Annotated in this window: 15 protein-coding genes; 1 reads left to right on the top strand and 14 read right to left on the bottom strand. The window is 57.1% G+C overall.

All coding sequences use genetic code 11. The annotated features are described in order from the left end of the window. Positions 1 to 5 precede the first annotated feature (5 nt). The 3 genes from ABLU80_RS12545 to glpE are packed head-to-tail and all read right to left on the bottom strand — an operon-like array spanning position 6 to position 1,996. Positions 6 to 764: a DeoR/GlpR family transcriptional regulator gene (locus ABLU80_RS12545; RefSeq protein WP_015369351.1), complete on the bottom strand. Its 759-nt coding sequence runs from the start codon at positions 762 to 764 to the stop codon at positions 6 to 8. 19 nt (positions 765 to 783) lie between these two features. Beyond that, positions 784 to 1,614: a rhomboid family intramembrane serine protease GlpG gene (glpG, locus tag ABLU80_RS12540; protein WP_020077779.1), complete on the bottom strand. Its 831-nt coding sequence runs from the start codon at positions 1,612 to 1,614 to the stop codon at positions 784 to 786. A gap of 52 nt (positions 1,615 to 1,666) precedes the next feature. Continuing rightward, positions 1,667 to 1,996: a thiosulfate sulfurtransferase GlpE gene (glpE, locus tag ABLU80_RS12535; RefSeq protein ID WP_015369349.1), complete on the bottom strand. Its 330-nt coding sequence runs from the start codon at positions 1,994 to 1,996 to the stop codon at positions 1,667 to 1,669. 206 nt (positions 1,997 to 2,202) lie between these two features. Here glpE and glpD point away from each other — a divergent pair, with 206 nt between their 5' ends. After that, a complete protein-coding gene (glpD, locus tag ABLU80_RS12530; protein WP_020077778.1) occupies positions 2,203 to 3,711 on the top strand; it encodes a glycerol-3-phosphate dehydrogenase in 1,509 nt (502 codons plus the stop codon). A 95-nt stretch (positions 3,712 to 3,806) separates the two neighbouring features. Here glpD and glgP read toward each other — a convergent pair whose 3' ends face one another. From glgP to ABLU80_RS12475, 11 genes are all read right to left on the bottom strand, one after another. Further along, positions 3,807 to 6,254 (bottom strand): glycogen phosphorylase, encoded by a 2,448-nt coding sequence (glgP, locus tag ABLU80_RS12525; protein ID WP_032709307.1) that lies wholly within the window; start codon positions 6,252 to 6,254, stop codon positions 3,807 to 3,809. 17 nt (positions 6,255 to 6,271) lie between these two features. Then, positions 6,272 to 7,705 carry a glycogen synthase GlgA gene (gene glgA / locus ABLU80_RS12520; RefSeq protein WP_015369346.1) on the bottom strand — a complete coding sequence of 478 codons (1,434 nt, stop codon included), beginning with the start codon at positions 7,703 to 7,705 and terminating at the stop codon, positions 6,272 to 6,274. Then, the gene (gene glgC, locus ABLU80_RS12515) at positions 7,705 to 9,000 is read right to left on the bottom strand and encodes a glucose-1-phosphate adenylyltransferase (protein ID WP_015703688.1); all 1,296 of its coding nucleotides are present in this window, start codon (positions 8,998 to 9,000) and stop codon (positions 7,705 to 7,707) included. The genes glgA and glgC overlap by 1 nt, the downstream gene beginning before the upstream one ends. A 68-nt stretch (positions 9,001 to 9,068) precedes the next feature. Next, positions 9,069 to 11,045 carry a glycogen debranching protein GlgX gene (glgX, locus tag ABLU80_RS12510; RefSeq protein WP_348850021.1) on the bottom strand — a complete coding sequence of 659 codons (1,977 nt, stop codon included), beginning with the start codon at positions 11,043 to 11,045 and terminating at the stop codon, positions 9,069 to 9,071. After that, positions 11,045 to 13,228 (bottom strand): 1,4-alpha-glucan branching enzyme, encoded by a 2,184-nt coding sequence (gene glgB / locus ABLU80_RS12505; RefSeq protein WP_047054583.1) that lies wholly within the window; start codon positions 13,226 to 13,228, stop codon positions 11,045 to 11,047. The genes glgX and glgB overlap by 1 nt, the downstream gene beginning before the upstream one ends. Positions 13,229 to 13,465: 237 nt before the next feature. After that, positions 13,466 to 14,572, bottom strand: a complete 1,107-nt coding sequence (asd, locus tag ABLU80_RS12500; RefSeq protein WP_015369342.1) for an aspartate-semialdehyde dehydrogenase — start codon at positions 14,570 to 14,572, stop codon at positions 13,466 to 13,468. A gap of 473 nt (positions 14,573 to 15,045) precedes the next feature. After that, positions 15,046 to 16,386: a gluconate transporter gene (gene gntU, locus ABLU80_RS12495; RefSeq protein WP_015369340.1), complete on the bottom strand. Its 1,341-nt coding sequence runs from the start codon at positions 16,384 to 16,386 to the stop codon at positions 15,046 to 15,048. Next, the gene (gntK, locus tag ABLU80_RS12490) at positions 16,386 to 16,916 is read right to left on the bottom strand and encodes a gluconokinase (protein WP_015369339.1); all 531 of its coding nucleotides are present in this window, start codon (positions 16,914 to 16,916) and stop codon (positions 16,386 to 16,388) included. The genes gntU and gntK overlap by 1 nt, the downstream gene beginning before the upstream one ends. A gap of 193 nt (positions 16,917 to 17,109) precedes the next feature. After that, positions 17,110 to 18,105, bottom strand: coding sequence for a gluconate operon transcriptional repressor GntR (gntR, locus tag ABLU80_RS12485; RefSeq protein WP_015369338.1), 996 nt, complete (start codon positions 18,103 to 18,105; stop codon positions 17,110 to 17,112). A 225-nt stretch (positions 18,106 to 18,330) separates the two neighbouring features. Next, positions 18,331 to 19,026, bottom strand: a complete 696-nt coding sequence (locus tag ABLU80_RS12480) for a pirin family protein (protein ID WP_015369337.1) — start codon at positions 19,024 to 19,026, stop codon at positions 18,331 to 18,333. 121 nt (positions 19,027 to 19,147) lie between these two features. Then, positions 19,148 to 20,185, bottom strand: coding sequence for an oxidoreductase (locus ABLU80_RS12475; RefSeq protein ID WP_063444718.1), 1,038 nt, complete (start codon positions 20,183 to 20,185; stop codon positions 19,148 to 19,150). Between the last annotated feature and the right edge of the window lie 259 nt (positions 20,186 to 20,444).

The raw sequence follows: 20,444 nt of genomic DNA, 5'->3' as shown, positions 1-20,444 counted from the left end.
GCCGTTTAGCACAGCTCCAGCTGCAGGTTGTTGTCTTTAATCACCTTCAGCACGCCTGCGGGCGGCATGATATCGGTATAAACCGCATCGACCATACTAATGCTGCCCATGTTCACCATCGCATTACGGCCAAACTTCGAGTGATCCACCACCAGCATCACGTGGCGCGAGTTTTCGATAATCGCCCGCTTGGTGCGCACTTCATGGTAATCAAACTCCAGCAGCGAACCGTCGCTATCAATACCGCTAATACCAAGAATGCCGAAGTCGAGGCGGAACTGGGAGATAAAATCGAGCGTCGCTTCGCCGATGATCCCGCCGTCGCGGCTACGCAGCTCGCCACCGGCGAGGATAATGCGAAAATCGTCTTTCACCATCAGCGTATTCGCGACGTTGAGATTGTTGGTCACAATCCGCAGGTCATTATGATCGAGCAACGCATGGGCCACCGCTTCCGGCGTCGTGCCAATGTCGATAAACAGGGTTGCGCCGTCGGGGATTTCGCTCGCCACTTTCCGCGCGATGCGCTCTTTTTCCGCCGTCTGGGTCGCTTTCCTGTCGTGCCACGAGGTGTTGACTGAGCTTGAAGGCATCGCCGCGCCGCCGTGGTGGCGGAGGATCATTTTTTGTTCCGCTAAATCATTCAGATCGCGACGAATAGTCTGCGGGCTGACGGCAAACTGCTCCACCAGCTCTTCGGTACTGACGTATCCCTGTTTTTTTACCAGCTCGATAATCGCGTCATGACGTTGTGTTTGTTTCATGAAATATCCCTGGGAATCTCTACGTTCGTTTTCGCACATTTAGCGTATCGACAAACGCCATTGCCAGCCCGACTGCCAGGCCCGCCACGTGCGCGCCATTGGCGATCGACATGCCGAAAACATCAAACCATCCTGCCACTAACCACACTAAAGAGAAGAGGATCAGACCGCGTTGCAGATAAATACCGCTCTGCGGGTCGCGCTCGCCGCGCAGCCAGACATAGCCCATTAATGCATAGACTACCCCCGACAAACCGCCGAACCACGGGCCGCTAACCTGATGCTGGACGAATCCGCTCAGCAGAGCGCTGATAATGGTAATCACCACCAGTTTGCCGCTACCGATGCGCTTCTCCACCGCACCGCCGAGGTACCACCACCATAGCAGGTTAAACAGAATATGCATCAGCGAGAAGTGCATGAAAGCATGGGTAAGATAGCGCCAGGCTTCGAATTTCAGCGAAGGATCGTAGGGCCAGGCAAGCCAGATCATCATCGTCTGATCGCCCAGAACGTTTTGCAGTATGAAGACCAGGATACAGGCCAGCAAAATCGCCCACGTAAACGGCCCGGCGTTGTTACGCAGGGTAGCTAAAAACGGGAAGCGTTGATAATGCAATCCGCTATTGGTATGCCCCGATTGCCAGCTGGCGGCGAGATAGCGCGGGTCGGCCGGGTTTTCGAGAAAACGGGCCAGCTCGGCCTGCACCCGCGCGGCCTGGGTTTCATCAGCCAGCCAGACATCGCTCTGCGTGTGCTGTTGGATAGTCAGGATGACCCCTTGCGTCGCCATATAGTCGACAAACGCCTGGGCCACGCGCGGGTTGGCAAAAGAGGTAATCATTAACATACAGCGGATCGCTTATTCCACACAAAGGGGGCTAGTATATACCGTACCGCGCTTATAGCGAGCCGTGTGCAACTTCCGCCGGGAAATGACGATGCCAGGCGTCAAAACCGCCGTCGACGCTGTAGACGTTCTCGAAGCCCTGCTGCAGTAAATACTGCGCGGCGCCTTTACTGCTGTTGCCGTGGTAGCACATCACCATCACCGGCGTCTCAAAGTCGTTATCGCGCATAAAAGCGCCCAGGGTATCGTTGGTCAGATGAAACGCGCCCGGCGTGTGCCCCATGGCATAGCTTTGCGGGTCGCGGATATCGACCAGCACCGCCTTCTGCTGATGCAGTTTCTGATGCGCTTCTTCTACATTGATACATTCAAATTGTTCCATGATTCTCTTCTCTATTGCACTTCATGACGGGCGGTGACCGACCCTGATTTTACCCGCTAGTGTACCGTCAGGCGGTAAATAAACGCCAATATGTTACATGCATCACTCTGAAATGTTTTTTTGATGTTACCAAAAGCGCGTTTGTTTGCTATAGTGAGCGATATCGAACATTTATGAGCTTAAACGAAAGTGAACGAGGTGCGAGCGTGGAAATCAAAGATCTGATTGTGATAGGCGGAGGCATCAACGGTGCCGGTATCGCGGCAGACGCCGCCGGGCGCGGTTTATCCGTGCTGATGCTGGAAGCGAGAGACCTTGCCTGCGCCACCTCGAGCGCCAGCTCAAAACTAATTCACGGCGGCCTGCGCTACCTGGAACACTACGAATTCCGCCTGGTCAGCGAAGCGCTGGCGGAGCGCGAGGTGTTATTAAAAATGGCGCCGCATTTGGCCTTCCCGATGCGCTTTCGCTTACCACATCGCCCGCATCTGCGCCCGGCGTGGATGATTCGTATCGGTCTGTTTTTATACGATCACCTCGGCAAACGCACCAGCCTGCCGGGCTCGACCGGTTTGCGCTTTGGCGCGGAATCGGTACTTAAGCCGGAAATCGTGCGCGGTTTCGAATATTCCGACTGCTGGGTCGACGATGCGCGTCTGGTTCTTGCTAACGCCCAGATGGTGGTACGTAAAGGCGGTGAGGTTCGCACCCGCACCCGCGCTATCTCGGCAAAACGCGAAAACGGCCTGTGGGTGGTGGAAGCGGAAGATATCGATAGCGGCGAAAAATTCACCTGGCACGCGCGCGGCCTGGTTAACGCCACCGGCCCGTGGGTGAAACATTTCTTCGACGAAGGCATGCATCTGCGCTCGCCCTATGGCATCCGTCTGATCAAAGGCAGCCATATCGTGGTGCCGCGCGTGCACACCCAGAAGCAGGCCTATATCCTGCAAAACGAAGATAAACGTATCGTGTTTGTCATCCCGTGGATGGATGAGTTCTCAATTATCGGTACCACCGACGTCGAGTACAACGGCGATCCAAAAGAGGTGGCGATCGACGATAAAGAGATCAACTACCTGTTGAACGTCTACAACGCGCACTTTAAAAAGACGCTGTCGCGCGACGATATCGTCTGGACCTACTCCGGCGTGCGTCCGCTGTGCGACGATGAATCCGACTCGCCGCAGGCGATTACCCGCGACTATACCCTCGATATTCATGATGAGAACGGTCAGGCGCCGCTGCTGTCGGTATTCGGCGGCAAACTCACCACCTACCGTAAACTGGCGGAACATGCGCTGGAAAAACTGACCCCGTATTATCAGGGGATTGGCCCGGCGTGGACTAAAACCGCCGTTCTGCCCGGCGGCGATATCGGCGGCGACCGCGACGACTACGCGGCGAAACTGCGCCGTCGTTTCGCGTTTATCAGCGAATCAATGGCCCGCCACTACGCCCGAACCTACGGTAGCAACAGCGAGTGGATCCTTGGCGAAGCGACTTCGCTTGCCGATCTGGGAGAAGATTTTGGCCACGAGTTTTATGAAGCCGAGCTGAAGTACCTGGTCGAACACGAGTGGGTTCGCAGCCTGGATGACGCTATCTGGCGCCGTACCAAACAGGGGATGTGGCTGAATGCCGAGCAGCAGGCGCGTATCAGCGAGTGGCTGGCGCAACATACGGGAAAGTCTGAACTGTCGTTAGCGTCCTGATATACCCCGGGCGGCGGCTGACGCCTGGCCCGGGCTACATCACCGCACACACAAAAACGGGGCCAACTGGCCCCGTTTTACTGATGCTTAACCGATTACAAACGAACCGGGTCGATATGCCAGATATGTTTGGCGTACTCCTGGATCGTGCGGTCGGATGAGAAATAGCCCATATTGGCGATGTTCATCATCGCTTTATTGGCCCACTCCTCCGGATGGCGGTACAGCTCGTCCACCTTATCCTGGCAATCAACGTAGCTGCGGTAGTCCGCCAGTACCTGATAGTGGTCGCCAAAGTTGATCAGCGAATCCAGCAGGTCGCGGTAGCGGCCAGGCTCCGAAGGACTGAACAGGCCGGTGCCAATCTGCGTCAACGCCTGATGCAGCTCCTCATCCTGCTCATAATAGTCGCGCGGTTTATAGCCGTTACTGCGCAGGGCTTCTACCTGTTCCGCGGTATTACCGAAGATAAAGATATTGTCCTCGCCGACGTGCTCCAGCATTTCAACGTTAGCGCCATCCAGCGTACCAATGGTTAGCGCGCCGTTGAGCGCAAACTTCATATTGCTGGTACCGGACGCTTCCGTTCCCGCCAACGAAATCTGCTCGGAGAGATCCGCCGCCGGAATAATCAGCTGCGCCAGACTCACGCTGTAGTTGGGGATAAACACCACTTTTAGCTTATCGCCAATCTGCGGATCGCTGTTCACCACCGCCGCCACATCGTTGATCAGATGAATAATATGCTTCGCCATGTAGTAAGCCGACGCGGCCTTGCCGGCGAAGATATTCACCCGCGGCACCCACTCCGCCTGCGGATCGGCTTTGATCCGATTGTAGCGGGTGATGACGTGCAGGATATTCATCAGCTGGCGTTTATATTCGTGGATGCGTTTGATCTGCACATCAAACAGCGCCTTAGGATTGACCACCACGTTCAACTGCTGGGCGATATAGTTCGCCAGACGCTGCTTATTCTCAAGCTTGGCGCGGCGCACCGCCTGGTTCACCGTCGGATAATCAATATGCTGCTGCAGATCGCTTAGTTGGCTTAAGTCGGTGCGCCAGGTGTGGCCGATATTCTCATCCAGCACCTGCGACAGCGGCGGGTTCGCCAACGCCAGCCAGCGCCGCGGCGTGACGCCGTTGGTGACGTTGGTAAAGCGCATCGGGAAAATCTTCGCAAACTCGGCAAACAGCGACTCGACCATTAAGCGAGAATGCAGCTCTGACACGCCGTTGACTTTATGGCTGACGACAACCGCCAGCCACGCCATACGCACCCGGCGACCATTGGATTCATCAATGATCGAGGTACGGCTGAGCAGCGCGGTATCGTTGGGATACTGCTCCTGCAGCGTCTTGAGGAAGTAATCGTTAATCTCGAAGATAATCTGCAGATGGCGCGGCAGGATTTTCCCCAGCATATCGACCGGCCAGGTCTCCAGCGCTTCGCTCATCAACGTATGGTTGGTATAGGAGAAGACCTGGCAGGTCACCTCGAAGGCTTCATCCCAGCTAAATTTGTGCTCATCGATCAGCAGACGCATCAGCTCAGGGATCGACAGCACCGGGTGGGTGTCATTGAGGTGAATGGCGATTTTCGCCGCCAGATTGTCGTAGGTGCGGTGCAGCTGGTAGTGGCGGCTGAGGATATCCTGTACCGTCGCCGAGACCAGGAAATACTCCTGACGCAGGCGCAGCTCGCGCCCGGAATAGGTGGAGTCATCCGGGTACAGCACCCGCGAAACGTTCTCGGAGTGGTTCTTATCTTCCACCGCCGCAAAGTAGTCGCCCTGGTTGAATTTACCGAGGTTGATTTCGCTACTGGCTTGCGCGCTCCACAGACGCAGGGTGTTGGTGGCATCGGTATCGAAACCGGGGATAATCTGATCGTAGGCTTCGGCGATAATCTCTTCGGTCTCTATCCAGCGGGTATTTTTTCCTTCCTGCTGCACGCGGCCGCCGAAACGCACTTTATAGCGCGTATTGTGGCGTTCGAACTCCCACGGGTTGCCGTACTCCAGCCAGTAATCCGGCGACTCTTTCTGCCGCCCGTCGACGATGTTCTGCTTGAACATCCCATAGTCGTAGCGGATACCGTAGCCGCGGCCCGGCAGGCCCAGCGTCGCCAGAGAATCGAGGAAGCAGGCGGCCAGGCGCCCTAAACCGCCGTTGCCTAAACCGGGGTCGTTTTCTTCATCAATAAGCTCTTCCAGATCGAGCCCCATATCGGCCAGCGCATTATTCACATCTTCATAAATCCCTAACGACAGCAGCGCGTTAGAGAGGGTGCGACCAATCAAAAACTCCATCGACAGATAGTAAACCTGCCGCACTTCCTGCGACAGCTGGGCGCGGTTTGAACGCAGCCAGCGCTCGACCATGCGGTCGCGAACGGCGAACAGGGTGGCGTTCAGCCATTCGTGTTTGTTGGCGATCGCCGGATCTTTGCCGATGATAAACATCAGCTTATACGCGATAGAATGCTTTAACGCCTCAACGCTCAGCGTGGGTGATGCATAACTAAAGGGTGCATTCATAGCCATAGCTCCTGTGGTTACATCAAGCGTTGATAGAGTTCACGATAGGATTTCGCCGCCACCTGCCAGCTAAAGTCCATATTCATCGCCTGACGCTGAACGTAGCGCCACAGCGATGGCCGCGACCACAACACAAAGGTGCGCCGGATGGCCCGCAGCAACGACACCGCGTTACTGTCCTCAAAGACAAAGCCGCTGGCGACGCCGTCGGCGAGGTTTTCCAGCGAACAGTCGGCCACGGTATCGGCGAGACCGCCGGTGCGGCGCACCAGCGGCAGGGTGCCGTATTTCAGGCCATACAGCTGAGTCAGGCCGCACGGTTCAAAGCGGCTGGGAACCAGAATCACATCGGCGCCGCCCATGATGCGGTGCGAAAACGCCTCGTGATAGCCAATCTGCACGCCGACCTGGCCCGGATGTTCGGCGGCGGCGGCGAGGAAGCCCTCCTGCAGGACCGGATCCCCGGCGCCGAGCAGCGCCAGTTGCCCGCCCTGCTCCAGCAGGCCCGGCAGCGCCTCCAGCACCAGATCCAGCCCTTTTTGGCTGGTCAGGCGGCTCACCACGGCGAACAGCGGCGCTTTGTCATCCACCTTCAGCCCCATGGCGATTTGCAGCTGCCGTTTATTCTCGGCTTTCTCTTCCAGGCTATCTCGGTCATAGCGCGCCGCCAGCAGCAGATCGCTTTGCGGATTCCAGATAGCATCATCGACGCCGTTAAGGATGCCGGACAAGCGGCCCTCATGTTGGCGCTGGCGCAGCAGCCCTTCCATGCCGTAGGCATATTGCGGTTCGGTGATTTCCCGCGCGTAGGTTGGACTCACCGCCGTGATATGGTCGGCATAGTACAGCCCGGCTTTGAGGAACGAGATCTGACCGTTAAATTCGAGGCCGTGCATGTTATAGAACGACCACGGCAGTTCTATCTCATTCATATGCCAGGAGTAAAACATTCCCTGGTAGGCGAGATTGTGCACCGTAAACACCGATTTCGCCGGACGGCCGCGCGCCGCCAGATAGGCCGGCGTCAGGCCCGCGTGCCAGTCATGGGCGTGCACCACCTCCGGGCGCCAGAATGGATCCAGCCCGCAGGCCATTTCGCTCCCCACCCAGCCGAGCAGCGCAAAGCGCAGCACGTTGTCGGTATAGGCATTCATGTTGGCGTCGTGATACGGGCTCCCCGGACGATCGTAGAGATGCGGCGCGTCGATCAGATAGATACCGACGCCGTTAAAATGGCCGAACAACAGGGTGATGCGCCCGGCAAAGGTATCCCGGCGGGTGACGACCTGCGCGTCGGTAATCCCGCGGCGGATATCCGGATACCCCGGCAGCAGCACGCGGGTATCCACGCCGTCTGCGATCTGCGCCGCAGGCAGCGCGCCGATAACGTCAGCCAGACCGCCGGTTTTTAACAACGGGAACATCTCTGAACATACGTGTAAAACCTGCATTATCGCTCCTGTTTGTGCCCCAGTTTCCGCAGCATGTCGCGCGTAACCAGCACGATCCCTTCTTCTGAACGATAGAAGCGGCTGGCATCTTCTTCCGCATTCTCCCCAATGACCATCCCTTCCGGGATGACGCAGGCGCGATCTATCACGCAGCGGCGCAGGCGGCACGAGCGCCCGACCCAGACATCCGGCAATAAGACTGCCGAATCAATGTTACAAAACGAATTCACCCGCACTCGCGGGAACAGCACCGACTGCACCACCACCGAGCCCGAGATAATGCAGCCGCCGGAAACCAGCGAGTTCAGCGTCATGCCGTGGCTGCCGGAGCGGTCCTGGACGAACTTCGCTGGCGGCAGCGATTCCATATGGGTACGGATAGGCCAGTGCTGGTCGTACATATCCAGCTCCGGCGTCACCGAGGCCAGGTCGAGGTTGGCCTTCCAGTAGGCTTCCAGCGTCCCGACATCGCGCCAGTACGGCTCGGCTTGCGGGTCGGATTGCACGCAGGAGAGCGGGAAAGGATGTGCATAAGCCATGCCAGCTTCGGTAATTTTCGGGATGATATCTTTGCCGAAGTCGTGGCTGGAGTTTTCGTCGAGATCGTCGGCGGCCAGCAGTTCATAAAGGTAATCCGCATCAAAGACATAGATGCCCATACTGGCAAGCGAGCGGGTAGCGTCGTTCGGCATCGCCGGCGGGTTGGCCGGTTTCTCGACGAACTCGATGATCTTCTCGCTTTCGTCGACCGCCATCACGCCAAAGGCGGATGCTTCTTCGATGGGCACCGGCATACAGGCGACGGTGCAGCGCGCGCCTTTTTCGACATGGTCGATCAGCATGCGCGAGTAATCTTGTTTGTAGATGTGGTCGCCGGCGAGGATCACCACATATTCGGCTTTATAGCGACGAATAATGTCGAGGTTCTGCGTCACCGCATCGGCCGTACCGCGATACCAGTTTTCACCGTGTACCCGCTGCTGCGCCGGCAGCAGATCGACGAATTCATTCATCTCTTCGCTGAAGAAAGACCAGCCGCGCTGGATATGCTGCACCAGTGTGTGCGATTGATACTGGGTAATCACGCCGATGCGGCGAATACCTGAGTTAAGACAGTTAGATAACGCGAAGTCGATAATACGGAACTTACCGCCAAAGTGGACGGCAGGCTTCGCGCGCTTAATGGTTAAATCCTTAAGCCGGGTACCACGCCCGCCAGCAAGGATCAGCGCCACCGATTTGAGAGGAAGTTGACGCGCCAGCATCAACGGATCGTTCTTTTCTAGCCCAACCATGATTAACTCCTTTTGATTCCCCTGCTTCACGGCCCATTCATCATGAACGCGCCGAAAACCCCCAGGGACTACGACCTTTGAAATACGCAAACTCCGTGCGCGGGCCCATGCCAGACAGCCATGATGACCGGATTATCCTCTCCGGCGAATGGAGGAACGGCGCGCCACTCCCCCGCAGGTAAAACCATATCCGCCACCTCCGCGGTGGCATTCAGCGCGATCAACCAGCGATCGGATAACAGGATTTGCAGCCGCGCGGCGCCATGTTGCCACTCGTCGGCGTTTAACGGTTCTCCGCGCTGATTGAGCCAGCTCACGTTGCCGTCCTGCTCCTGCCACCACTGATTACGGGTTAATGCCGGAATGCGCCGACGCAGGTGGATAAGCGCGGCGACAAAAGCGGTTAACCCGTGATTTGCCCGCCGCCAGTCCAGCCAGGTCAAGGCATTGTCCTGACAGTACACATTATTGTTGCCATGCTGGCTATGGCCATGCTCATCGCCCGCCAGCAGCATCGGCGTTCCTTGCGACAGCAGCAGCGTGGTCAGGAGCGCATGTACGCTATCGCGCCGCCGCTCAATCACGGCAAGATTGGCTTCTAATCCCTCTATACCATGATTATTGCTGTAGTTATTGTTAGTCCCATCGCGATTCTCTTCGCCGTTCGCCTGATTGTGTTTCTGATTGAAACAGACGCAATCACGTAGGGTGAATCCATCATGCGCCGTGATCAGATTGATCGTCGCCCCAGGCCGTTTGCCATCGCGGGCAAAGAGATCGCTGGAGGCGGCGAAGCGCTGGGCGAAGTCACCCAACGACACGTTTTGTTGCAACCAGAAACGGCGCGCGGTATCGCGAAAATGGTCGTTCCATTCGGCAAACAGCGGCGGGAAGTTCCCCACCTGATAACCGCCCTGGCCAATATCCCAGGGTTCGGCAATCAGCTTGAGCGCCGACAATACCGGGTCGCGGCGAATGGCCTCAAACAGCGGCGCGTCCTGACGAAATTCCGGCGTACGCCCCATCACCGACGCCAGGTCGAAGCGAAAACCGTCGACGTGGCATTCATCAACCCAAAAGCGCAGGCACTGCAGGGCATACTCCACCACGCCGGGATGACTGAGGTTGAGCGTGTTACCGCAGCCGGTCCAGTTGTGATAATCGCCGTCGTCCCTGATCCAATAATAGCTGCGGTTATCGATACCGCGCAGGGAGACTGTCGGCCCTTCAAGATCGATTTCCGCGCTATGGTTCAGCACGATATCGAGGATCACCTCGATGCCCGCCGCGTGCAGCACCTTCACCGCATCGCGGAACTCATCGAGCGCCCGCTGCGGCTGGCTGGCGTAGCGCGGCTCCAGCGCAAACAGCGCCAGCGGGTTGTAGCCCCAGTAGTTGCTCAGCCCCATCCGCTGCAGGCGAGGTTCGCTGGCGAACTGCGCCACCGGCATCAGCTCCAGCGCGGTAATCCCCAGACGGCGAAAATAATCGATCATCAGCGGGTGGCCCAGCGCCTGATAGGTGCCGCGGATCGCCTCCGGCAGCTCCGGATGCAGCCAGGTCAACCCTTTGACGTGGGCTTCATAAATGACCGTTTCGCCCCACGGCGTGCGCGGCGGTTTATCACCGAGCCAGTCGTAATGCAGATCGACCACCTGGGATTTTGGCGCAATGGCTGCGCTGTCGCGGGCATCCGGTTCATGCATACCGCCATGCAGACGCTCGTCGTCCAACAGTTCACCCGCCACCTGATGCGCGCAAGGGTCGAGCAGCAGCTTGGCCGGATTGAAGCGATGCCCCTGCGCCGGATCCCACGGCCCGTGCACCCGATAACCGTAGCGTAACCCTGGACGCGCATCGGCCAGCCAGCCGTGCCAGATGTCGCCGCTGCGCGCCGGGAGGTCGTAGCGCCGCTCGTTGCCCTGCTGGTCGAACACGCAGAGCTCCACCCGCTCGGCGTGGGCGGAAAACAGGGTGAAGTTCACCCCTTTGCCGTCATAGCTGGCGCCCAAAGGCGTCGGTTTTCCCGCGGCAAGCGTCGTCATCAGGCCTCCCGTACCAGCCAGATGGTCGCCAGCGGCGGCAGGGTAATCGACAACGAATGCTGACGGCCATGGCTGGCGACGGGCTCGCTCTCAACCACGCCGCCATTTCCGGCGTTACTGCCGTGATAATGCATCGAGTCGGTGTTCAATTCTTCGCGCCAGCGTCCCGGCTGGTTGATGCCGAAACGGTAGTTGTGCCGCGGCACCGGGGTAAAGTTGCTGGCGACGATAATCTCATTGCCGGCTTTATCGCGGCGCACAAAGATAAATACCGAACGCTCATGATCGTCGACCACCAGCCATTCGAAGCCGTAGGGATCGAAATCAAGCTCGTGCAGCGCTTTATGGTGACGGTAGGTGTGGTTCAGGTCGCGCACCAGCCGCTGGACGCCGTGGTGCCAGTTGTCGCCGCCCTCCAGCAGATGCCAGTCGAGACTGGCGTCGTGGTTCCACTCGCGGCCCTGGGCGAATTCATTGCCCATAAACAGCAGCTTTTTGCCCGGGAAGGCGAACAGCCAGCCGTAGTAGGCGCGCAGGTTGGCAAAGCGCTGCCATGCGTCCCCCGGCATGCGGTCGAGAATCGATTTTTTGCCGTGCACCACTTCATCGTGGGAGAGCGGCAGCACGAAGTTCTCGGTGTAGTTGTAGAGCATGCCGAAGGTCATTTTGTCGTGATGGTAGCGACGATGGACAGGATCGAGCTTCATATAGTCCAGCGTGTCGTGCATCCAGCCGAGATTCCATTTGAACCAGAAGCCGAGGCCGCCGTCGGCGGGCGGGCGCGTCACGCCGGCAAAATCGGTGGACTCTTCCGCCATCGTTACCGCCCCTGGCGTCTGCTCGCCGAGAATACGGTTGGTGTTACGCAGAAACTCGATTGCTTCAAGATTTTCCCGCCCGCCGTATTCGTTGGGGATCCACTCACCCGCTTTACGGCTATAGTCGCGGTAGATCATCGACGCCACCGCGTCGACGCGCAGCGCGTCAATGCCGAAGCGCTCGATCCAGTACAGCGCGTTACCCACCAGGTAATTGCTGACTTCGCGGCGGCCGTAGTTATAGATAAGGGTATTCCAGTCCTGGTGATAACCTTCGCGCGGATCGCTGTGTTCATACAGCGAGGTGCCGTCAAATGAGGCCAGCGAAAAATCATCCGCCGGAAAATGACCCGGAACCCAATCGAGGATCACGTTAAGGCCTGCGGCGTGGGCGGCATCGATGAAATAGCGGAAATCTTCACGGGTGCCGAAGCGGCGTGTCGGCGCGTAGAGGCCGGTCGGCTGGTAGCCCCAGCTACCGTCGAACGGGTGTTCGTTCACCGGCAGCAGTTCGAGGTGGGTGAAACCCATCCATTTTGCATATGGCACCAGTTGGTCTGCCAGTTCGCGGTAGCTAAGCCAGAAGTTATTGTCGGTATGGCGGCGCCAGGAACCGAGGTGCACTTCATAAATAGAGATCGGCGCATCAAACTGGTTCGCGGCTTTGCGCGCCGCCGGCTGTTCGACTTTCGGCGGCAAATCGCAGATAAGCGACGCGCTTTCCGGGCGCATCTGCGACTCAAAGGCGTAAGGATCGGCTTTGACGCGTAGATTGCCATGAGCGTCGATCAGCTCGAATTTATACAGCTGACCATTAAGCGCGCCGGGAATGAAGAGTTCCCAGATACCGGACTCTTTACGCAGGCGCATCGGATGGCGTCGGCCATCCCAGTAGTTAAATTGCCCCACCACCGAGACCCGGCGGGCGTTTGGCGCCCAGACCGAAAAGCGCGTACCGGTGACGCCATCCATGGTGTCGGCGTGCGCGCCCAGGGTTTCGTAAGGGCGCAGGTGCGTTCCCTCGGACAACAGCCAGGCATCAACGTCCTGCAGCAGCGGGCCGAAACGGTAAGGGTCGTCAATCAGGTTTTGCTGTCCGTGCCAGGTGACGGCCAGCTGGTAGCGAAAAGCGTTTTTACGCCGCGGCAGCAGGCCGCTAAAGAATCCGCGCGAGTCGAGGCATTCGAGTTTGCCGACTTTACGCCCGGTTTTCGGTTCAATAACCCACACTTCGGTGGCATCTGGTAATAATGCGCGAACTTCCAGCCCCGCCTCGGTGCGGTGCATGCCAAGCACGGAAAAGGGATCCGCGAAATGACCTGCAATCAGCGCATTAATCACGTCTCTATCGATTCGATTCGACATGCTTTCATCCTGTTGTAAGTGTCGCCCTTTCCTGTAACCGGCGACTTTTTTGACCTGAACGGCGCAGCACCAACGTGCATCCTCCTGCTCCGTCCCACCTTCAGGTAAGGAACTCCTTACTTAAAGCATAGCCAAGGCTGCGTTACCTCCGTGGGGAAAAATCCAACATCCGCGTTTACTCCTTGTATTACGCAAAAAAAAGGGGTGTATCCACACCCCTTATCGTTTGTCCTGCGTTTACGCCAGCTGTCGTAGCATGCGGCGCAACGGTTCGGCGGCGCCCCACAGCAGCTGGTCGCCGACGGTAAAGGCCGACAGGTACTCAGGACCCATGTTCAGTTTACGCAGGCGCCCTACCGGGGTGGTCAGGGTGCCGGTCACCGCGGCTGGGGTCAGCTCGCGCATGGTGATGTCGCGATCGTTTGGCACCACTTTAGCCCACGGGTTATGCGCGGCCAGCAGTTCCTCAACGGTCGGGATAGAAACATCTTTCTTCAGCTTGATGGTAAACGCCTGGCTGTGGCAGCGCAGCGCGCCGACGCGCACGCACAGACCATCGACCGGGATCGGCGACGCGGTGGCGAGAATTTTGTTCGTCTCTGCCTGGCCTTTCCATTCTTCGCGGCTCTGACCGTTATCAAGCTGTTTGTCGATCCATGGGATCAGGCTGCCCGCCAGCGGCACGCCAAAGTTATCGACCGGCAGGTCGCCGCTGCGGGTCAGCGACGTCACTTTGCGCTCGATATCGAGAATCGCGGAAGCCGGGTTCGCCAGCTCGCTTGCCACGTGGCCATGCAGTTGGCCCATCTGGCTCAGCAGTTCGCGCATATGACGCGCGCCGCCGCCGGAAGCCGCCTGGTAAGTCGCCACGCTGACCCACTCCACCAGGTCATGGGCAAACAGGCCGCCGAGGGACATCAGCATCAGGCTCACCGTACAGTTGCCGCCGACGAAGGTTTTGATGCCGTTATTCAGGCCAGCGGTAATGACATCCTGGTTAACCGGGTCGAGAATAATGATCGCATCGTCTTTCATGCGCAGCGAAGACGCCGCGTCAATCCAGTACCCCTGCCAGCCGCTTTCGCGCAGCTTCGGGTAAATCTCGTTGGTGTAATCGCCGCCCTGGCAGGTAACAATAATGTCCAGCGCCTTCAGCGCTTCCAGATCGAATGCATCCTGAAGCGTCCCCCCGGTACTGCCGCCGAATGACGGCGCGGGCTGACCCAGCTGAGAGGTGGAGAAGAAAACAGGGCGAATGGCGTCGAAATCACGCTCTTCCACCATGCGTTGCATGAGAACAGAGCCGACCATTCCACGCCAACCGATAAAACCAACATTTTTCATAACGTATTCCTGCGAGGTGTGTGCTGTTAGTGCCAGGCCAGTTTCCAACTGGGATGTCCTTCACATTACAAAATGCAGCTAAAGTCGCAAGTGAAATTAATCAATGATTGCGCGCCAATCAGAAAAGCAACTTATCCCACACTCCGCCCACCGTCGCTGGTAGTCATAAAAAGCGTAAAGATTATCGGGCAAATAACCCGCGTAATGGAATATTTTCCGTCGCTATTTTATTGATCCTGATTATGGATTCGGCACGAAAAATATCGCTTTCACGCTTGCGAAAAAAAACGGATAAAGCCTTGTGTCGCAAGGCCTGACGAGCGATACGATCATTGTCGTAGCGCTGATATTCACGGCAGAAGGAAGTGGAAAAGAGGGGAAAAAAGCGTGTTACCGAAGAGAATTCAGGATAAGCGGCATTACCCTGATTTTTCCCCGGATACCGTGGTGGTGTCCGGGGAAATTATTTTTGCTTAGCTCAGCAGCTGGAAGGCAATCATCCCGACGATGGCGCCGGTGGTGCCAAGGATGGTTTCCATCATCGTCCAGGTTTTCAGCGTCTGCGCTTCGCTGGCGCCGGTAAACTTACCGAACAGCCAGAAGCCGGCATCGTTCACGTGGCTCACCACAATCGAACCACCCGCGATACAGATGGAGAGAGCCGCCATTTGCGCGCCGCTGTAGTTCAGTTGCTCAATGACCGGCATTACCAGGCCGACCGCCGTGAGACACGCCACGGTCGCGGAGCCCTGAATAATACGTACGGCAGCCGCCAGCACGAAGCAGGTAATCGCAATCGGCAGACCCAGGCCAGTCAGCGCTTCGCCGAGCGCTGGGCCGACGCCGGAGTCCACCAGCACCTGCTTGAAGACGCCGCCTGCGCCAATCACCAGCAGAATAATACCCGCCGGCTGCAGCGCCGCGCCGCAGATCTCCATCACGCGATCTTTCGCCATCCCCTGACGTACCGCCAGGCCGTAAATCGCTACCAGGCAGGCAACCAGAATCGCGGTGAATGGGTGGCCGATAAACTCGAACCATTCATAGGCGGTGGATCCCACCGGCACAAAGCGCGCGGCGATGGTTTTCAGGCCGACCAGCACCAGCGGCAGCAGGATCAGCGAGAGGCTAAAGCCGAAGGACGGCATTTTACCTTCGCCGAGATGCGGTTCGCTGATATCGTCAGGAATGTGCAGCTCAACGTAGCGGCTGATGAAGTTACCCCACAGCGGGCCGGCGATAATCATCCCCGGAATAGCGGCGCAGAGACCAATCAGGATCATCCAGCCGAAATCGGCGTGCATCTGCGAAGCCAGCAGCATCGGCGCGGGCCCCGGCAGCAGGAATGCCGCGGCGGCGGCGACGCCGGCGAACAGCGGGATCACCAGCTTCACGAGGTTAGTGCCGGTATGGCGCGCCATGGAGAACGCGACGCTAATCAGCAGCACGATCGCCACTTCGAAGAACAGCGGCAGCGCGCAGATAAGGCCGGCCAGGCCAATAGCATAATGCGCGCGGTTGTGGCCGAAGGACTTCAGCATTTTCACCGCAATTTGGTCGACCGCGCCGGTTTCATGCAAAATTTTACCGAACATCGCGCCCAGCGCGACGACTATCGCCAGGAAGCCCAGCGTGCCGCCCATCCCTTTTTCCATCGTCGCCGCGATTTTATCCAGCGGCATACCGGAAAAGAGACCTGCGCCAATAGAAACCACCATCAAAGCCACGAAGGCGTGCATACGCGCCTTCATGACTAAAAACAGCAGCAGCAATACCGAGCCGACTGCTGTTAAAACAAGCGTTAAAGTACTCACTAGTTACTGCCTTTGTTAATCACCTCAATGGTGCTGGCGACCACGCCTTCCAGTGACTGGTCGATATCGACGATAAGCACATCGCTTTCGTCAGCGCCTGGTTCCTGCAGTGTTTCAAACTGCGTCACCAACATTTGGGTTTTGAAGAAGTGCCCTTTACGCGCCTTCAGACGGCTTTCAATCACGTCGAAGTCGCCTTTCAGGTAGATAAAGGAGAGGTTCGGGTTGCCCTTGCGCAGAATGTCGCGGTAGCTTTTTTTCAGCGCTGAGCAGACGATCAGCGAAACTTTGTTGGTGCGCTGCATGGCAAATGCCGCGTCATTCAACGCCTGCAGCCACGGGGTGCGATCATCGTCGTTCAGCGGCTCGCCGGAAGCCATCTTGGTGATGTTGCTGCGCGGATGCAGAAAATCGCCATCGAGAAACGCGGCTTTCAGTTGATGCGCCACTTCGCTGGCGACGGCGGATTTACCACTGCCGGAAACGCCCATCAGGACATAGACGTGGTGATCATGGTTAGTCGTGCTCAAAGCGTCCTCCCACTGGACTGGTACGCCGCGCCGGGGCTGACTGATACAGCGCGAAAGCGGCGTACTGGTTAATGATTACGGGCAAGTGTTACGGGTAACTGTTATCGGTAACATTGTCATGCCGGACCCTGGGAGAAGCAATAACCATTCGTGCCAGATGTGAATATGTGTGATCTACTTCAAACTTGTCGGTTTAAATAGATCCACCCGGTGACAATGTGAAACCTAAATCTAACATCTTAGGGGTAATCGTCTCACCGCGGATGCGCGCCAGCAGACGCTCGGCGCCGATGCGCCCCATGCGCTCACGCGGGGTCAGTACGCTGGCGAGACGCGGCTCCATCACCTGACCGATATCGTGACCGTGGAAACCGGCTATCGCCATGTCGTCCGGGATTTTCAGCCCCAGACGCTGGCACTCGAACGCCGCGCCGACCGCGAGGTCATCGTTGGTGCAGAAGATGCCGTCGAGCTGCGGATATTCGCGACGCGCTTGACGCATCAGCTCAATCCCTGACGAGTAGGAAGAGGATTGCTCCACCATCACGCTGTAGGGCGTCATGCCGGCATCGAGCATCGCCTGCTCGTACCCCTTCTGTTTGATGATAGTACGTTCATCCAGACGCGCGCCGAGATAAGCAACGTGGCGGTGACCGCGGGCGATAATCGCCGCCGTCATCTGCCGCGCCGCTTCGAAGTTATCGAAACCGACGGCAATGTCGAGGCACGGCGACTGGCTGTCCATCAGCTCAACCACCGGGATCCCGGCCACTTCAATCATTTTCAACGTGCGCGGCGTGTGAGTACGTTCAGTGAGGATCAGGCCGTCAATATTCCAGGAGAGCATCGATTCGAGACGCTTCTCTTCCATCTCCGGCTTATAGCCGTAGTGCGCCAGCATGGTTTGATAACCGAAGGCGTCGGTGACGCTTTCAATGCCGCGTAGCACTTCCGAGAAGACCTGGTTGGTTAACGAGGGCAGCAGCACGCCGATGGCGCGGCTGGTGGCGTTGGAGAGAATATCAGGAGCGCGATTGGGAATATAACCCAGCTCATCGAGTGCAACGGCAATCTTGCCACGCAGGGCCTCAGAAACCTGTTCCGGGTTACGTAAATAGCGACTGACCGTCATTTTGGTCACGCCGACAAGATCGGCTACATCCTGAAGTACGGGTCTTTTCTTTTTCATCGTCCTGACTGTGATCGGCTGGGAAACATTTTCTCAGTTTATCACGGACAAAGCGCAACCTTCCCGGAGAAAAAAGGGCCAAAAGATTTATTTAGAGTTAATACGCAAAATCATTCAAGTTGCATTGAGGCGGCAACGCAACGAATCCCCGGAAGCGTACAAAGGGTACGCGACCGGGGTGAGTGAGGAGAGCCAACAAAAATGCGGCTTGAAGGATGACGCGTATCAAACCGGCGGCAGATCGAACAGCAGTATTTCGCTATCGCTGTCGGCGTGAACCGAAATCGCCTGCTCGTCCCAAATCGCCAGACCATCGCTGGTGGTGGCTTTGGTGCCGTTAATCGTCACTTCGCCTTTCACTACCTGGATCCACACGCGACGTTCCGCGGCAATCTGGTGAACCGACTGCTCATCTTTCAGCAGCGCCCAGCGATACAGTTCCATATCCTGATGCACTTTCAGCGACCCTTCGCGCGCATCTGGCGACAGCACCAGCTGTTTGCCCTGCGCGGCATCAAAGCGGCGCTGCTCGTAGCGCGGCGTAATGCCGGTTTCTTCTGGAATAATCCAGATCTGATACAAACGCAGGCGGTCGGTGCTGCTCGGGTTGTACTCAGAGTGACGCACGCCGGTACCCGCGCTCATGATCTGGAACTCGCCAGCCGGAACCTGCTCTTTGTTACCCATGCTGTCCTGGTGCTCAACCGCGCCTTCCAGTACATAAGTCAGGATTTCCATGTCTTTGTGCGGGTGGGTGCCAAACCCCTGGCCGGCGTCGATTACGTCATCGTTAATCACGCGCAGCGCGGAGAAACCCATAAAGTTCGGGTCGTAGTAGTTGGCGAAAGAGAAAGTATGCCAGGAATCCAGCCAGCCATGGTTAGCGTGGCCACGTTCGTTAGCTTTGCGTAAGTAGATCATGTTGCACCCCCGTATGTTTTCGATGGAGTAAGTGTGGACCCATTCCGCCGGCGATCATAGAGGGTGAAAATTGACTCCTCTGTTCAAAAAATATGAACAAGCGGCGAGGAGCCAGATTTTCTTATTTTGCGAGGGTAATAGTAGCCGGAGAAGGTTGTTCAAAGCCGCGCTGCAGAATCTCCATATTGGTGAGAACTTCAGATTCCTTGACGTAATTCGGCTGGCCGTTAACGAGGGTGTCATACAGAGCGTCATACACTCGTCCGTAGTCGCCGGTTTCCAGCGGCACCTCTTCACGTACCGCCACGCCCGCCTCGTTGATGTAGACCAGTTGCCCTACGCTGTCATCAGCGCCGAACCCCGCGTCGCCCGGCATAATGTTGGCCTTCAGGCTGGTCTCCTGCTGGTCAATGCCGTATTTCACAAACGAGCCTTTATGGCCATGAACGATAAATTTCGGGTAGTCAATCTGCACCAGATGGCTGGTTTTGACGATCGCTTTCAGGTCGCCATAAAACAGTTGAGCTTCAAACGTGTCATCGGGATTGGCTTTATTGCGTAGTGAGCGCAGATCGTAGGAAACATGATCCGGGCGACCAAACAGCGAAATGATCTGGTCCATGGTATGCACCCCGAGGCCATAGAAATCGCCGCTTTGCGGTCCCCCCTGGATGGTTTCCGCCACCGGTCGGTAGTTATCAAAATGACTTTCAATTTCCACCAGTTCGCCGAGCTTACCGCTTTCAATCACCTTTTTGGTGGTCAGGAAACAGGAGTCGAAGCGGCGGTTCTGATAAGGCGTCACCGTCAACCCTTTGCTTTTCGCCAGCGCAAACAGGGCTTTCGCCTCTGCCAGCGTCGGAGTAAAGGGTTTTTCGACCAGTACGTTTTTCCCCGCTTCCAGCGCCCGCTTCGCATATTCGAAGTGACTATCGGCATGGGTGCAGACCACCACCAGTTTGACCTGCGGGTCGTTCAGCACTTCATCGAGGTCGCTGGTGAAGTGGATATGGGAATACGCCGGCGCCTGTTCTTCCGGCCTGGCGCTGCGGCGATAAATATGCGCGACGTGCCAGCGGTCTTTGCGATGCAGGACGTAAGGAAGGTGGTAGCGGGTCGTGCTTTTACCAAAACCAATAAATGCGCAGTGCAGAATCATAACGCTGTCCTTAGTTGATGTGCTGCCTTTAACCATAGCGCAAGCCGGGGGCTCACTTCATCCTCCTTTTCCTCTGAACTGGAAAATTCACCGGCAAAATATTTCGGTTATCACTTATACACAATTATTAATAAGCAATTGATTAATAAGTCATTAAATTTCAATTTTTCAACAGAAAGTCTTGATCCCAATGACGAAACTGCGGATAAGTGAAGGGCAAAACCAGGACGTTGCTAAAGACTAATGGAGTAGCCAGCCG

Source organism: Klebsiella sp. CN_Kp104, assembly GCF_040064515.1.
Lineage (GTDB): Bacteria > Pseudomonadota > Gammaproteobacteria > Enterobacterales > Enterobacteriaceae > Klebsiella > Klebsiella aerogenes.
This window is presented reverse-complemented; position numbering and strand designations above follow the sequence as displayed.

Excerpts from the sequence above, each read along its gene's own strand:
- gntR (WP_015369338.1), bottom strand. The coding sequence starts at position 18,105 with ATGAAAAAGAAAAGACCCGTACTTCAGGATGTAGCCGATCTTGTCGGC.
- glpG (WP_020077779.1), bottom strand. The coding sequence starts at position 1,614 with ATGTTAATGATTACCTCTTTTGCCAACCCGCGCGTGGCCCAGGCGTTT.
- glgC (WP_015703688.1), bottom strand. The coding sequence starts at position 9,000 with ATGGTTGGGCTAGAAAAGAACGATCCGTTGATGCTGGCGCGTCAACTT.
- glgP (WP_032709307.1), bottom strand. The coding sequence starts at position 6,254 with ATGAATGCACCCTTTAGTTATGCATCACCCACGCTGAGCGTTGAGGCG.
- ABLU80_RS12480 (WP_015369337.1), bottom strand. The coding sequence starts at position 19,026 with ATGATCTACTTACGCAAAGCTAACGAACGTGGCCACGCTAACCATGGC.
- ABLU80_RS12545 (WP_015369351.1), bottom strand. The coding sequence starts at position 764 with ATGAAACAAACACAACGTCATGACGCGATTATCGAGCTGGTAAAAAAA.
- glgX (WP_348850021.1), bottom strand. The coding sequence starts at position 11,045 with ATGACGACGCTTGCCGCGGGAAAACCGACGCCTTTGGGCGCCAGCTAT.
- glgA (WP_015369346.1), bottom strand. The coding sequence starts at position 7,705 with ATGCAGGTTTTACACGTATGTTCAGAGATGTTCCCGTTGTTAAAAACC.
- glgB (WP_047054583.1), bottom strand. The coding sequence starts at position 13,228 with ATGTCGAATCGAATCGATAGAGACGTGATTAATGCGCTGATTGCAGGT.
- glpE (WP_015369349.1), bottom strand. The coding sequence starts at position 1,996 with ATGGAACAATTTGAATGTATCAATGTAGAAGAAGCGCATCAGAAACTG.
- asd (WP_015369342.1), bottom strand. The coding sequence starts at position 14,572 with ATGAAAAATGTTGGTTTTATCGGTTGGCGTGGAATGGTCGGCTCTGTT.
- ABLU80_RS12475 (WP_063444718.1), bottom strand. The coding sequence starts at position 20,185 with ATGATTCTGCACTGCGCATTTATTGGTTTTGGTAAAAGCACGACCCGC.